This window comes from Sphingobacteriaceae bacterium (genome assembly GCA_002319075.1).
In the GTDB taxonomy this organism is placed as follows: domain Bacteria; phylum Bacteroidota; class Bacteroidia; order B-17B0; family Aurantibacillaceae; genus Aurantibacillus.
In genome coordinates this window covers 5,582,007-5,597,489 of sequence record NVQB01000001.1, presented here as the reverse complement: position 1 = coordinate 5,597,489, position 15,483 = coordinate 5,582,007, and the positions used below count along the sequence as shown (strand labels likewise).

Below are 15,483 nucleotides of genomic sequence, written 5' to 3'. Positions count from 1 at the left end.
TCAACGAAGCAAAACACCCTTCGCCCTTTCTCTATACCTGGAGGCGCGCAAGAATCTGTATATCATGCGTGCCTGTGGCTTTTTAGCTTTTTGAGATCGTTGTATGACGATTTTGGGGATCGGCTTTTTTCTTTTCGCAGGTAATTGCTAAAATTAAACGGTTTTTTGTTTTCGATTCGTATATTTAGAATTACAATTCGAAACCCAACATTCTAAACACATGAAAACACACTTATTTTATTTAATAGTTTTTGGAATTTGCATCTCAAAAACTTTATTTGGAGGGCCGGCTCCTGATTTTATTAGTTCTAAAGACCCATTTGGAACACGCGTATTTGTCGAGAACCGCGGACAATACGACAATAGTTTGCCTTCTAAAGACAAGGTTCATTTTGTTTTAGACAACGGTTTAGAGAAAATCTATTTTACCGACAAAGGTTTAGTGTATGAGATGAGTAAATTTTTTCCTTTAACGGAGCGCCAGCGTGAAGAAGTTGAAAGGGGAAATCTCAGTGTATATAAAAAGCCGGAGCTTCACTATGTTACTATGAATTGGCTGAATGCTAATAAAGATATTGTAGTGGAAAGAAGCGAAAAGCAGATGCATTATATCACTTACGGACCATCTCACTACAACTCCTCTACCTTTAAAAAAATTACATACAAAAATGTTTACAAAAATATTGATATTGAATACACCATACCCGCTGATAAAGAGTGTGGGATAAAATACAATGTCATTATCCATCCTGGCGCAGATCCCGCGCAAATTAAACTAGCATACACCGGCGACGTGACTAAAATTAAGAAAGATGGCGAAGGCAATATTGTGATCAAAACCTCTTTATGGGATATTAAAGAATACCTGCCTAAAAGTTTTTATGAAGATAAAACACCGGTTGTATCAGGATTTAATTTAAGCGATAAGACAATTGGATTTAGTTTTCCCAATAACTTTTCACACGATAAGACTTTAATTATTGATCCCTGGGTAACTTCTGTCACGAGCTTATCAAGCAACAACTACGCCTATGACGTAGATTACGATTTTGGAGGAAACACTTACATCTATGGAGGATATAATCTTTTTAAAGTGGCGCGCTACAGTTCAACAGGAGCATTGGTATGGACCTTCTCTGGCACTGTAACCACACCTGCATGGAACAGTACACCACTCAGTTCTTATGCCAGTAATTTTGGTGTGGATAAATACAGTGGTAAAACATATATAGGTCAGGCTTATTCCAGCTCAGGAAACGAGGTTATACGCATTGATGCAGCCGGTAACTATGATAACTTTGTAAACACTGCCAATAACCAGTTTGAAGAAGTATGGGATATGGGGTTTCACTGTGTTACGGGCGAAGTATTCGTATTAGGAGGAGGTACTACTTCAAACATTTCGGCTGTAACTATCAATCCCACAACTGCCGTTATTAATCTTACAACCTTTCAGCCATCTAATCCAAATGCCGGGCAGGATATCGTATCTCACGCTATCGACAATAGCGGTAAAATTTTTATTGTCTATGCTGGCGGTGGTTTAAACGACAATATATGTTTGGTTAACACAACCTTTAATGGAAATGTGTGGACGGCGCCCAGCACTTTTACGGTTTTAAATGAGGCGGGAAATAAATCGCAGTATGTGGGCGGGACTGGTGTAAACTCAAATGGTTTTAACTGTTTGGCGGTGAATAATAATTATTTATTTTATTATGACGGTATTCATCTGGCTTCTTATAACAAAGCAACCGGAGCATTAGTAACGTCTGTAACTGTTTCCGGTTTAAATTTATTAGAGCAGGGCGGAATAGCCGTTGACGACTGTAACAATCTTTACCTGGGAGGAAACACAAACATTTTGTGTTATGCATACAATGGAACTGCTTTTAGCACTTTAACTCCTGTTTCGCTAAGTGTTGCCCCTACAACTACCAACCAATATGTGTATGATATTAAGCTCGACAAACCAAACAAACGCCTTTACGTTTCAGGAAGTGGTTTTGTTGGAACTTACCCGGCAATGCAATCCTTTGCTTGTCCTACCGCAACAAGTCCCTGTTTCTTTAGTGTAGCCCAGGATTACAATATCTGCGCGGGACAAAGTGTATCCTTAAGTGTAGTGAATTCCATCAGTTTAACGGGCGCAAGTTTTTCCATGCAGCCCGGAAGTTTTACAAATACAACCGGTAATTTTACAGTTACACCCTCTTCAACCACGGTATATTCTCTATATGTTACAGGAACTAACCAGGCAAATGTAGTGGTAACCAACAGTGCCATTTCTACAGTGTCTGTTTTCCCGCAACCTTCATTCGCACCAACCTTTACGCAAAGTAGTTGTACGAGTACTTTTAACGCCATCGATCTTCATCTTACTTTTAATCCAGCTTCTCCTGTGCCCAGCCATACCATAACCTGGGCACCTTTACCAACCACTTTTACCAGCAACACACAAACTTCTGGCAGCAATTTAACTCCAGGGGCTTACAGCGCTACCGTCGCCACCGACTGGGGATGCACAGCTGTTGCCAATTTCACCATGAACCCGATTCCCTTGCCGCCAGTTTTTAATATAAACCCTCCGGGAGGCAATTACCTGATCACTTGTCTTAATCCCACATTAGAGCTTGTCTACACACCTTCCACAACGGTTACTTATACAAGTTCAAACGGATCATCCGCACCCATCTATGGTCCCAGCGCAGTATTTAGCGCTACAAACTCTTTTGGAACCTGGACAGTGATTGCACTGAACCCTCTTTCAGGATGCATCAGCACCAAAACTTTTGTGATCAATACAAATACTTTTGCACCCTCATCAACGGTTACTCCTTTGTTTCAGAACATTACCTGTTCTGTTACTTCGGTTATAACGGTTACGGCTTATGGTAGCCCGTCTGTAAATATTTCGCACGCCTGGATAGCACCGCAGGGCGGAACTTTAACCGCAGGGGGTTATTCCACAACTTTTGTTCCGGGCTCTCCCGGAATCTATACGCATTGCGCGATTAACGATGCTAACGGTTGCCGTAGTTGCAAAGAATTTACTGTTGCTTCCTCATCAGGATTCCCAACATACACTTTAAGCAGTCCGCAAAACTTTACACTGGGTTGTGGTTCAAAAAGCGTTGCTACAATTAATATCCTCAATGCCAGCACAACGCCTACGCCTGGCGGACCTGTTTCCTACACCTTATTAGGTCCACCAACATCCACAACTGTACCTTCAGGATCTTTAAGTACCAATGCTACCTACAGTGTCGTGGTTCCGGGTACATGGACGGTGATCACAAAAGACAATACCAATTTCTGCGAGACACGTGTTCAGGTATCTGTCCTTCAAAATACCCTTGGGCCACAGGCTAACGCCGTGGTGCCACAACTTATTCTCGATTGCAACACCCCGAGTGTGGTGCTTGAAGGACAAAGTTTAAATACAAATGTGAGTTATGTGTGGTCTTTTCCAGGCAATCCTGGCAACGTAGCAAGTAATACCATTACAGTTTTATCCAACTCTTTAGCAACCACCAGTACTGTACTTGCCAACTATACGCTTACCGTAACAGACGAGAATAATACCTGTAAAACAACAACTGTAATCCCTATGTTGCAGAACCTGTTTAAACCAAATGCAGTTATCAACGGGGGAAACCAGATCACCTGCAGCACTGCTACCTTGATTCTGACCAATGGAAGCAACTCCACAATTCCACCGGTTTACCCGCATCCTCAGGCAGCGGTCGCTCTTTTATGGCAAGGACCAACGCCTCAAACACCGCTACAACTCAGTACGACCTATGTAGCAGGTCTGCCAGGTGTTTATACGGTAACTATTAAAGATCTGAATAATGGATGTCTTTCAACCGGAACTAAAACGGTAGCCGATTTCCGCCAGTATCCTAGTTTAAACAGGCCCAAGGCTCCGGAACCTTTTGTTTTAGATTGTGGCGCAAAATCTCTTTCCATTAAACCAATTTATGGAGATACCCAAACGTCGTATACTTATTCATGGACTTCTCCGGGTCCCGCTATCGGAACAAATACAAATTCCAGTCTTGTTGTGAGTGGTCCGGGAAGGTACCAGGTAAATGTTGTAAACAGTCTTAATGATTGTGCCAGTGGGGCATTTGTAGACGTTGTGGATGGTGATCTCACGGGAGACTTTGTTGCAGAACCAAATAGTGGCACTGCTCCGCTAAAGGTTTTGTTTTATAATAACTCTTCGTCAACCACTAACAATACGGGTATCAGTTCTTACTGGAATTTTGGAAACGGTACTACACAAAGTACAAATTCCGTTAGCATTTCTCCCGAAACTGTTTTTAATGCGCCGGGCACTTATACAGTAACTATGTTTGTGACAAAAGGTACCTGCCTTGATACGGTGCGCAAAGTGGTAAATGTTGAAATTCCTTCGGAACTCAAAATACCAAATATCTTTTCACCAAACAATGATGGGGTGAATGACATCTTCTTCGTAAAAGCAACAAATCTTACAAAAATCTCCATTACGATTTTTGACCGCTGGGGACATAAGGTGTATACGCTTGACAGCAGCACCGGTAACATTGAATGGGATGGAAAGAATCCAGCAGGTAAAGATGCTGCAGAGGGGGTGTTTACTTATATCATAACCGCGAAAGGCTCTGATGGTAAAGATTTTAATACCAGCGGAACCATTACATTAGTGCGATAGCTTAGCACAAAGTCCATTATAACTTGCAAAATAAAAAGAGGCTGTCTCAAAAGTCGAGATCAGCCTCTTTCTATTCGGGTACCTATCCGATTCAAATTTAGTTTAAGAGATTCTCAGTGACTTCATTTTACTTTTGAGACAACCTCTTTAAATTTAGCGTGGATGTTTTACATTTTGTACCGTAAACTAATAATAAAGTTTCTTCCAGGAGCACTTACTCCACTGGCAAAAACTCTGTAACGATTGTCTGTTATATTCTCGCAGGACGCATTTACACGTAAATTTCTTGTAAAATTATATCCTATCCTTAGATTAAGGGTGAACCAGGCGGGCATATACCCGGTAATGGCGTTGGCGCTGTAAAGAGCATTGTCTTCGCCAGAACTACTGTAATCGGATCCTGATTTTTTTCCGTTGTAGCGAACGAAAAATTCAGCGTCGGCATTTTTTTCTTTAAAGAGTAAACTTGTTTGTCCGAATACGGGTGGAATATGGTCTAAAGGCAGCACTGTATCGCGTTTTACATCCGCATATCTTCCGTAAGTATAATTTATAATACTTTTAAAGGAGATATTTTTATTAAAGTCAAACTGAACGCCAGCGGTGAGCCCGTAGATGTAAGCTCTGTTTTTATTCTGAACTGCCTGCACTTTTCTTTTTGAGCCGTTTATATTAAGCGTGTCTTGCCCCTTAAAATTATAGTCTGCCATTACCAAGGCATTTTCAAGAACAGTATAAAAACCTGTCACGTCAAACTTATATTTTTGATCGAAAATTTTACTGATGCTCATTTCAAAATTATAAGCGTATTCGGGTTTTAAATTGATGTTAGGCACAACAATAATAGTTCCACTGCTTTCAAACACTTTGCTCATATCATCAATATTTGGCGTTCTAAATCCTGTATTGGCAAGCAAACTCACTTTGTAATCATTTTCTTCCTTCCAGGTAAAACCTAAACTTCCGGTTGCTGCCTGGTTGGTTTGTTTTCCTGAGCTGTAAGGGAATTTAAAAAAAGTTGTGTCGTTGAATTTTGATTCCAAAGAGTTAGCAGTAAATCTTATTCCATCGGATATAACAAAATTTCTTGTTACTTCCCACGCATGTGAGAGATAGATGCCTGCTGTAGTCATTTTGTTTCCTCCGTCTCCGTAACGTGTTGCAGCAGGCGACTCCACATTGGTTACGATTTGCAGGTTATTGGCTGTTGACTGTACATCGTTCGACTGAATTTCAAAACCATAGCGTAATTCATGTTTTTCTTGCACACGCTTATAGGCGTCGGTGTTTAAAGAGAGCACGGTGACATCTTCCATTTGGGTAACGCGGTTGTTATTCTGGAAACGTCGTGAAATTCTGTCCTGATCTATTTTTTGGTAAGCTGCAATTACTTTTACATTATCTGTTAAGAAAGTTGCTTTTTCAAAGCTTAAGGTGTAAGCCGCCATGAATCGTTGTTGTGGCCCATAGTTCCACTCTGCAAAACGCAAATTTGTTCCGGCCATTTCTGTAAGACGATCGTAACGCGGAATGTCAGAAGATTTACTGTACTGGAGATTTAAATTATGGGTAACAAAGTTTCCTGTTTTAAGTGAGAAACGTTGCATCAGGTCTAGCTGAGAATAGGCTGTTCCTAACTGAACATTATTATCCGGATTCTTAACCATGCTGTCGCGGTTGCCAAAACGTTGCACCGAGTAGTTGCGGTCCCAGGTATTCGGAGAGCCGGTCAGTTTAGTTCTGCCGCTTCTAAGGTCGCCAAAATCAGAATAAGTGACATTGGTCATAGAGGCAAATTTTTTCCATCCCAGGTTAAGATCCAGGTGCCCTGTTTGCTCATTGTTAACGGTGGCATGACGAATGAAGGCGTTTGTCTTTACGAGTGGTTTTTCAGAAGTGCTGAATTCAGCATTCTTCGTATAAAAATGCATTACTCCTCCCAACGCATCACTACCATATATGGTGGAGGCCGGGCCAAAAACAACTTCCGTTCTCTCCAGCATATTTGCATCCAGAGTTATCACATCCTGTAAATGCCCGCCACGGTAAATCGCATTATTCATGCGTACACCATCTACAACAATAAGCACTTTATTAGCTTCGAAGCCCCTTAATATAGGGCTTCCACCGCCCATTTGACTTTTTTGAACAAACACCGCGCCTGTATTTTGCAGTACGTCAGCGCTGGTGGGCTGATTACCAAACTCTATTTCTTTTTGATGTATAACATTAATAGAATAAGGAACATCTATTTTATGTTCCCTGGTACGGTTGGCTGAAAGCACGATCTCATCGAGGTTAACAGCTTTCGACGTTAATCGTACTTCTGTTATGCTTCCAGACTTTTGCTCTTCCGTTAAAGCGTAGGCAGAAAAGGACGAGTGGTAAACCAAAAGCGGGCCATCTTTATCAAGGCCGGTGATGTCGACTTTTCCTTCAGCATCAGAGCTTGCTGATTTATTGTTTTTATCTTGTATGATAACGTTGCTTATTTTTTCGCGACTCGAGTTGTCGGTAATGATCAAAACCTGCGCTTTTGAAAAAAAGCATGACAGGGTAAATAAAAAAAGTAATATTTTTTTCATGTTGAGTTTTTTTAATGACTAATAGAAACAAGATGAATAATCCTGTTTAAAATTTTGGCTGAAAAGGTTTGTGCTGCGCTATATCCGAATGTTGCAGAATGTTAAATGATCTGCTGGAATTTTGGAGGCTTTATTAATTCAGCATGAAATTGCTGAGGTTTGAAGAAAATATGCGTGTTTTGTTTTTTTATAAGTGAAAAGAAATGTTTGAGAGAAATGTCTTCAAAACTAAGAAAACTGAGATTGGAAAGCAGTTTAATAAATTCTACAAGTAAGGAAGTATTTGTAGTAGTCAGACAAAAAAACTTCTGAAACAGACGCGTTTCATTTGCGTCTTCAAGAATAAAAACCACCGCAGAATCTTTAATCAGTTTAATACACACAATTTCAAAATAGCTGCCGCTTTTTACCAGTTCTTTGTTATCATCTTGCCAGTAAAGTCCGTTCTTATCTTTAAAAAGATCTTCAGACGCAAGTTTAATGCTTACCGTTTTTGACAGTTGATTAAGGATAATATAGTTTCTAAAAGCAGGTTTTTGAGATTCTAAAAAACCCATAAATACAAGAAATCGTCCTGTGATGAGGAAAAATACCATGATAAGGAAAAACGAGATGACTGTTTTTTTAATTTCCATGTTAGAATAACAAAAGTAAGATCTTTCCTCACACTACCAAGAATTATCCAATTTAAGGCTTCTCTTTTACGGCTTAAGGTATTTTAGGATTTATTCTTTTCATTATCAGACTTTAAACTTTAAATTTACTCTGTGCCAAATAAATTCAATGTAAGAGTATATGGTGTGCTTATTAAGGATGGCGCAGTTTTGGTGTCGGATGAGTATATCAAAAAAAATAAGATCACCAAATTACCCGGGGGAGGATTGGAATTTGGAGAGGGATTAAAAGACGGTCTGATCCGTGAATTCAAAGAAGAATTAAATTTGGATATCGAAGTTGCAGAGCATTTTTACACGACTGATTTTTTTGTAACCTCTTCCTTCGACACAAATAGCCAGGTTATAAGTATTTATTATCTTGTAAAAGCTTTGGGAAATCTGGATTTTAAAGTCAGCGAAATTTTGCATGATTACGAACTCACAAACGGTGCACAGTCTTTACGCTGGATAAAACTCAAAGATTTAAAAGATTCCGATTTCACGCTTATTATTGATAGAAAAGTAGGGGAGATGCTTATTAAATCTTATACTTCTTAAATGAAATTTATTGCCTTAGCATTTGTGAAATTTTACCAGGTGGCCATTCGCCCATTGTTGCCAAATGCCTGTCGTTACACTCCTTCCTGCAGTGAGTACGCTGTTCAGGCAATAAATAAGTACGGTGCATTTAAGGGAGGCTGGTTAGGCTTCAAACGTATTTTGCGTTGTCATCCCTGGGGTGGGCACGGTTATGATCCTGTTCCTTAACTATTATTTTTGTAAATTCGCATATGGTTATTTTCAGATTCTTTTCAGTCCTAATTCTTACTTTTTTTCTGAATTCGTGCACCAAAAAAGATCCCGAAATCAAAGAAGAGCCTGCTGTTCCGGGAACAGTTTCATTTAACTTCCAGGCAAAGGTAAATGGTAAAAATCTGCTTCCGGATACTAAATACACAAACGCTTCTCACGATACTTTTACTGTTTCGAAACTCACTTACTACATTACCAATGTAAAACTGACCCGTGCAGATGGCTCGGTAGTTAACGAGCAAAATAGTTATCACCTGATTCAACACCTCGAAAATAAAACGTCTTTTGTTTTGACCGACATACCGGAGGGAACCTATACAAAAATAGAATTCCTCATTGGTGTGGATAGTCTTACAAATGTGGGCACTATTAGAACCGGAGCTCTTGATCCTGCAAATGATATGTACTGGGCCTGGGAAGGTTACCTCTTTTTAAAAATGGAAGGGGTTTTTAATTCCGGCGAGCGGCCTGAAACGGGAGATTACGCTATTCATGTAGGTGGATACAAAGGTCCGAATGCCTGTTTGCAGACTTGTTCTTTTTCTTTAACCACACCAATAGTAATAAAACAGGGTTCCAACTCAAGTGTTTTGTACACCGTTCAGGTGGATGAAATGTTTACAAAACCTCTTCCCATTGGTTTTGATTATTATTATGACCGCATTGCCAGCGATCCTAAAATTTTTCAGAAAATTTCCGAGAATTATAAAGACATGTTTGTGGTTTCCGGAATTCAGAATTAGTGTATCTTTCGTCATCTTTTTAATTATAAAACCATAGGTATCAGGCTCACATATTTTTTACTACTCATAAGCTTCTCGGCTTTCTCACAAAACATTCTTATCAGGGGAAAAGCACATCCGTCGTACGCTGGTAAAGTCATACAACTGTTTTCATCTACCGACGGCATTACTAATCTTCAACAAAAGGAAAGTCAGGATACCATAGCAGCAGATGGTTACTTTGAATTGAACTACCAGTCGCTCTACACCCAGGCTGTTTTTTTTAGAATTGGAAATGTAGTATCGCAGATGTATGTACAACCTGATTTCGTGTATGGCATCACCATTCCCGAATTAGAAAAGGATTTTGATTACAGGAATGATGCTGATCTTTTTATAAACATTGGAATTGTAGGGCACGACAGCACAGAACTTAATGCCCTGGTTTTTGATTACCAGGAACAATACAATAATTTTTTCCTGATGCAGGATTCTCATTTTCGTCCCTCAATGTTTAAACGGGCAGACTCTTTGCAGAAACTCTGCTATGAGAGATACGCCAAAATCGATAATGCTTATTTCAGAAGCTATGTTGTTTACTCCATTGCCTCAATAAATGCCAGCGTATCGCGCGGGGAGAATTTTCTGATTGACTCTTATATCAACAATAAGGAGATACAATACAATCACTATGAATATATGCAGTTTTTTAATGCCTGTTTTAAAGGTTACCTCAATACCATTGCATCGCAACATAAGGGGCAGTCACTTTATAACCTCATTAATGTAAAGGCAGATTATGCTGGTCTCCTGAACTTTGTAAGGCAGGATAAACTTCTAAAAACAGATAGTCTGCGTGAATTGGTAATACTTAAAAACATGTGGGATTTTTATTTCAGCGTAGATTTTGTTCCGGATGCTGTTGAAAGTATTGTTTCGCAGATAAATCTTCAAACCAGGAATAAAGAACATAAAAAAATCGCTTCAACCATGCTTGCTTATTTTAATAAGATGCAGGTTGGGTCGGCCGCCCCCGGTTTTTCAGCACGCAACAAACAGGGCACTATCTCTAGTTTGAGTGCCTACAAAGGCCGCTGGATATATTTAAATTTTTTCTCCACAAAAAATATTGAGACATTAAAAGAGATGCCAAAGATTGCAGCTTTAAAAAAGAAATTTGAAGGCAAGGTGGTTTTTCTGAGTATTTGCCTTGATGACAGCTTGAGCAGCTATACCAATTATTTGCGCGCAAACCCAAAATTTGACTGGCCCATTTGGTTCAATAGTGAAAAGTCATTAACTAAAACAGCTAAAGAAAATTATTTTGTAACCGGCACAGAAGATTATTTTTTAATTAATAATTTTGGTTATCTCGCTCAATCGCCTGCCAGTTCTCCTTCAGGAGGTATTGAATATAAATTGAATGTGATATTTAAGATCAAACAAAAAACAACAAAAACCGGGATTCGATAAATCATGAACGCTAAGATCAATAAAGAGTCTATTTGGAAGGAGCAGATCGTTTACGAAGACAATCATATTATAGTGGTGAATAAACTTCCTTCAGAGATTGTTCAGGGGGATAAAACCGGCGATATGCCGCTGAGCGAGAAGATAAAAAATTTTATCAAACTCAGAGATAATAAACCAGGCAATGTGTTTTGCGGAGTTATTCACCGCCTGGATCGTCCGGTGAGTGGACTCGTGATTTTTGCAAAAACAAGTAAAGCTCTTTCCCGCTTTAACGAACTCTTTCGCGAGAAAACGATTCACAAAACTTATTTAGCTGTTGTAAAAAATAAACCGCCAAAACAATCAGACAGGCTTATCCACTACCTTACAAAAAATGAAAAAACCAATATGTCTAAAGCCTTCAGTAAACCAACGGGAGAGGCTTTAAAAGCAGAATTGGAATACGAACTTTTAGCTTCTTCAGACAATTACCACCTTTTAAAAATCAAATTATTTACAGGAAGACATCACCAGATCCGTTGTCAGTTATCTGCCATAGGTTGCCCGATTAAAGGGGATCTCAAGTATGGTTTTAACCGCACAAATGAAGGTGGATTTATTCATTTGCATAGTTACCAGTTAAACTTTGTACATCCGGTAAAACAGGAAGAAATCAGTCTTGAAACCTTTCCTATAAGTGATGACGCTGTCTGGGCTTATTTTAGAAAAAGCATTCTGTGATTATTATCTACCTATGCAAGCATTAAAATCTTTCAATGGGTAGATGTGATTTGGTAGAATGTCAAGTTTCGCTTGGTTCTGAAGCTGAGATGCAATATCTTTATTCCGCACTAAACCATGTCTCATATCTTTGCTAAAAAACCTGTAAAAATCACCGCTTACATTTTGCTGTGCTTTACAAGTCTGTATTTTATTTTTATGTTTTCATACGGAGGCTTTGGACGAAAGGAAGCTGCCCTTGATCCAAATAATGCTGTACCTGATGATAAATTATTATTTGCGCACCGTGGAATCGATCTTTATTATCCTGAGAGCTGTGAACTTTCTATAGACAAGGCGAAAGACGCTGGGTTTGCGGCACTCGAAATTGATATTCGTCGTGATAAAAATGGAGAGCTTATTGTTTTTCATGATGATTTTTGCGATCGGTTGCTGGGCATTAAGGGTGAAGTAGATACCATGACTTACAAAGATCTAAAGAAGTATCCGCTATTGTACAGGGAGGAAAAGTTTGATACGAATGTATACATGATCACTTTGCGCGAATTACTTGATAAATACAGTGAAGACTTTTTGTTTTATTTTGACATGAAACTCACCGATTTTAAAACAGCTGAAGACATGGTGGCCATTATTAAGGAATTTCACATAGAAAAACACGCCATTATTGCTAATTCGGATATCTTATTTGTTTTTTACCTCGAAAACAAACACCGCGGAATTGCAACTGCACTTGAAGGTTTTGATTCGGGCAAGGAATGGACCTATTACCTCATGCCAAAAATGCTTAAGCCCGATTTCTATGCAAGTTTTTACTGGAATATAGATACAGATCATATAGCATGGTTGAAAAAAAATGAATTGATGGATCAAAAGATTGCTTACGGCATGGTTCCTCCGGACATAAAACCAATGATGGATTTTGGTATTTCAAATATGATTGTTGATTTTGACTCCACCATGCTGGGGAATATAAGTGGAGAAGATAAGCTTAGAGTTCCACTTGTTAAGTAGTTTGCCCGGTAATTAAAATTGAATGTAGGGCAGAGAGGCCGTGACCTCTTTCAAATAGATGATCCCATGAATGCCGCTTGCTTCAAAGGCTGGGTCTATCAGAATAAAAGCAGTTTTTCTGAGGAAGTTTTTAAATTGGGAGTTGTCAGGTTCCATTTTTCTTTCTTTGCAAATTCCCTCCACACAGTTATACGCGGTTCCTTCCTGGTAAAGTATGTTTAATGAAATCACGGTAAGCCCCAATTCTTTTTTTAAATAATAGCCCATGGTTTGGTAACCTTCTCTAAATCCTTTTTTGGTATTCGAATGTATGTTGCCAGATAATGAAATTAGCACAGCTTCGGGATTTTGTTTTTTTATTCTCAGGATGTTTTGAGCCATAAGACTGTCTCTGTAAGTATTGCTGCTGTAATAATCTGAAACGTCAAAACAAACAAGCTGGATGTTTTCTTTTTTATAAACACTTTTTATCAGCCTGGCCATGGCTTCGCTGGAACGGCCGTCTCTGGTATCAGTAAAGAATTTAACTTTTTGTAAAATAGTTTCGTCACCGTTTTTTAAATAGCGGTTAATTTCTTGCTGGTTCTCATCTGGAATTTCAAGGGCAATTATTACCTGCTGATGTTTTGAGAAAATATCAGCAAGAGATTTTACGATAAGCGGAGCTTCCGCAGTACCGTGCATTTCGCCTAAAAGTAAGCAGCTGTAGTTGCCAAGACTTTCGTATGTTTTGTTCGGGAAATGAGAAAGACTGTCCACCTCAATAAAAGTTTGCTGAGCATGGCATTCTATCCAAACAAGTACAAAAAAAAGAAATCTCATACTTAAAGATACTGTAATTTTTTCGCGCTCCTGAATGCATAGTCTCTAAAAGGTTACGCGCTGTTCAAAAAAATAAAGTTTGTACCATTTTTTAAATTCAGAATTTATACACATGAAACAAGGTTTATCATCTTTTAAACACCGGCAACTAACTACTGATTCTTACTACTCACTACTAAATACTAAAAACATGGCAGGAACAAAAGAAACCCCCAGGCAAAAAATGATCAGCTTAATGTACCTTGTTCTTACCTGCTTACTGGCACTTAATGTCAGCAAAGAAGTACTACAAGGTTTTGTACACATTAACGAAAGTATAGAAACAACAAATTCGAATTTTACAAACAACACAGGTAAAATTATGGAAGCCTTCGAAGAGGCAATTAAGCAGGGGCGACATGAATTCGAACCTTATTACGCAAAAGCTAAAGAAGCAAATCGTTTAAGTGATAAAGCTTATACTTATGTGGATAGTTTAAAAAGAGAAGTCATAAAGTATACTGAGGATACAAAAGGCGCAGATACTTTGACTTTGGCCGAAGTAGAAAGCCTGGATAATTATGATAAGCCGACTTTTTTCCTGATGGGATCGGATGAGTTAAATCCTAAAAAAGGAAAATATTCGGCAGACGAATTAAGGCAAAAAATTACTATGCTGGCAGACTCTTTAGAAAGAATGATAGATCTTATGAAAGACAAGAAAGGATCAAAATTACCTCCTGAAGATTATTTGGCGCTAAAGAGCAAAATAAAAGCCTTGCGTCCGCTTGATAACTCTACGGACGAAGAGGGTAAGCCTGTAAAATGGGAATACAAGAATTTTTACAACCAGCCTTTGGCAGCAGTCATTACAAACCTTTCTAAGATACAAAGTGATATTCTTAACATTCAGGGCTACACAGTAAATACTTTTGCTTCAGCTTCCGGAAAATTATCGGTGAAATTTAATCAGCTCGAAGCCCGCATCGTTCCCATAAGTAATTATGTACAAGCTGGTTCGCCATTCACCGCTGATGTTTTTTTAAGCGCTTCTTCAACTGATTTTAAAGAAGATAATTTGCAGTTTATTATGGGTGACATGGATACAGCCACTGGAGTTATTTCTAAAGACGCACAAATTCTTCCCATTGACAACGGTACGGGTAAAATTAAATTCGGCACTGCTGGAGCAGGTCACAAAGAGGTAAAAGGCTGGATCAAATTCAGGAATAACAATGGTGAATACAAATATTTTCCTTACGCGAAAGAATACGTTGTGGCTAACGCGGCGGTGGCTATTAGTCCTGATAAAATGAATGTGTTTTATGCAGGCGTTGACAATCCTTTAACTGTTTCTGCGGCAGGTGTCGCACCGGTTGATCTTGTTGTGGATATTAAAGGCTGCAATGGTACCCTTCAGGGGCAAAATAATGGAAAGTACATGGTAAAGGTCAAGGGAACAGGTACATGCACGCTTTCGGTGTTTCAGAAGTTGGAAGGGAAATTGGTTCAACAAGGTCCGCCGCAAATCTTTCGGGTAAAACGTTTTCCGAATCCTCCTTTAAGAATAAATGGAAGAACAGTAATTGGAAACATGGATATGAAACCTGCAGACGCAAAAAATGTCGGATCCATAGGTTTGGATGTAGCGAGTGTAGATTTTGAAGCGCCTTTCAGGGTAACTGAATTTTCCATGACAATCTTTACTCAGGGTGTAGGAGTTCAGTTTTTCAAATGCCAGGGCAATCAGTTATCAGAGCCGGCCCGACAAGCTATGTCAAAGGTTAAAATAGGATCTAAAATTTACATCGACGATATTAAAGTGCAATCACCCGAAGACATAAGAGATCTTCCCAATGTGAAAATAACGGTGAGGTAAATATCTGTGATAGTTCTTTACGTGTTGTTGCAGCACTATTGGTTTAATTTACTCCGTGAAATTAGATCATACAAAAGCTATCGGATCTGTTGCCCTGTTTAGCTCATCCTGAAATTAA

General features: G+C 39.0%; 11 protein-coding genes. 8 read left to right on the top strand and 3 right to left on the bottom strand.

Annotation, left to right across the window (positions count from 1 at the left end; all coding sequences use genetic code 11):
• Positions 1–220 precede the first annotated feature (220 nt).
• The gene (locus tag CNR22_24175; protein ID PBQ34740.1) at positions 221–4,702 is read left to right on the top strand and encodes a hypothetical protein; all 4,482 of its coding nucleotides are present in this window, start codon (positions 221–223) and stop codon (positions 4,700–4,702) included.
• Positions 4,703–4,869: 167 nt separating this feature from the next.
• On the opposite strand, the gene CNR22_24170 is transcribed toward CNR22_24175, so the two are convergent.
• Positions 4,870–7,287, bottom strand: coding sequence for a TonB-dependent receptor (locus tag CNR22_24170; GenBank protein PBQ34739.1), 2,418 nt, complete (start codon positions 7,285–7,287; stop codon positions 4,870–4,872).
• A 101-nt stretch (positions 7,288–7,388) separates the two neighbouring features.
• Positions 7,389–7,922 (bottom strand): hypothetical protein, encoded by a 534-nt coding sequence (locus CNR22_24165; protein ID PBQ34738.1) that lies wholly within the window; start codon positions 7,920–7,922, stop codon positions 7,389–7,391.
• Between the two features lie 132 nt (positions 7,923–8,054).
• On the opposite strand from CNR22_24165, the gene CNR22_24160 reads away from it, so the two are divergent.
• The 6 genes from CNR22_24160 (at position 8,055) to CNR22_24135 (ending at position 12,685) form a co-directional block, all read left to right on the top strand.
• A complete protein-coding gene (locus CNR22_24160; protein PBQ34737.1) occupies positions 8,055–8,501 on the top strand; it encodes an NUDIX hydrolase in 447 nt (148 codons plus the stop codon).
• Complete coding sequence (locus CNR22_24155) at positions 8,502–8,711, top strand: membrane protein insertion efficiency factor YidD (protein PBQ34736.1); 210 nt, start codon at positions 8,502–8,504, stop codon at positions 8,709–8,711.
• Positions 8,712–8,734: 23 nt separating this feature from the next.
• Positions 8,735–9,499, top strand: a complete 765-nt coding sequence (locus tag CNR22_24150) for a hypothetical protein (GenBank protein PBQ34735.1) — start codon at positions 8,735–8,737, stop codon at positions 9,497–9,499.
• A 225-nt stretch (positions 9,500–9,724) separates the two neighbouring features.
• Entirely contained in the window at positions 9,725–10,951 is a 1,227-nt protein-coding gene (locus CNR22_24145) for a hypothetical protein (protein ID PBQ34734.1), read from the top strand.
• 3 nt (positions 10,952–10,954) lie between these two features.
• Positions 10,955–11,671, top strand: a complete 717-nt coding sequence (locus CNR22_24140; GenBank protein PBQ34733.1) for an RNA pseudouridine synthase — start codon at positions 10,955–10,957, stop codon at positions 11,669–11,671.
• Positions 11,672–11,788: 117 nt separating this feature from the next.
• Positions 11,789–12,685: a hypothetical protein gene (locus tag CNR22_24135; GenBank protein PBQ34732.1), complete on the top strand. Its 897-nt coding sequence runs from the start codon at positions 11,789–11,791 to the stop codon at positions 12,683–12,685.
• Positions 12,686–12,697: 12 nt separating this feature from the next.
• Here the strand turns inward: CNR22_24135 and CNR22_24130 are convergent, their stop codons facing one another.
• Complete coding sequence (locus tag CNR22_24130) at positions 12,698–13,507, bottom strand: hypothetical protein (protein PBQ34731.1); 810 nt, start codon at positions 13,505–13,507, stop codon at positions 12,698–12,700.
• Positions 13,508–13,619: 112 nt separating this feature from the next.
• Between CNR22_24130 and CNR22_24125 the strand changes: the two genes are divergently transcribed.
• Positions 13,620–15,365 carry a hypothetical protein gene (locus CNR22_24125; protein PBQ34730.1) on the top strand — a complete coding sequence of 582 codons (1,746 nt, stop codon included), beginning with the start codon at positions 13,620–13,622 and terminating at the stop codon, positions 15,363–15,365.
• The last annotated feature ends 118 nt before the right edge of the window (positions 15,366–15,483 follow it).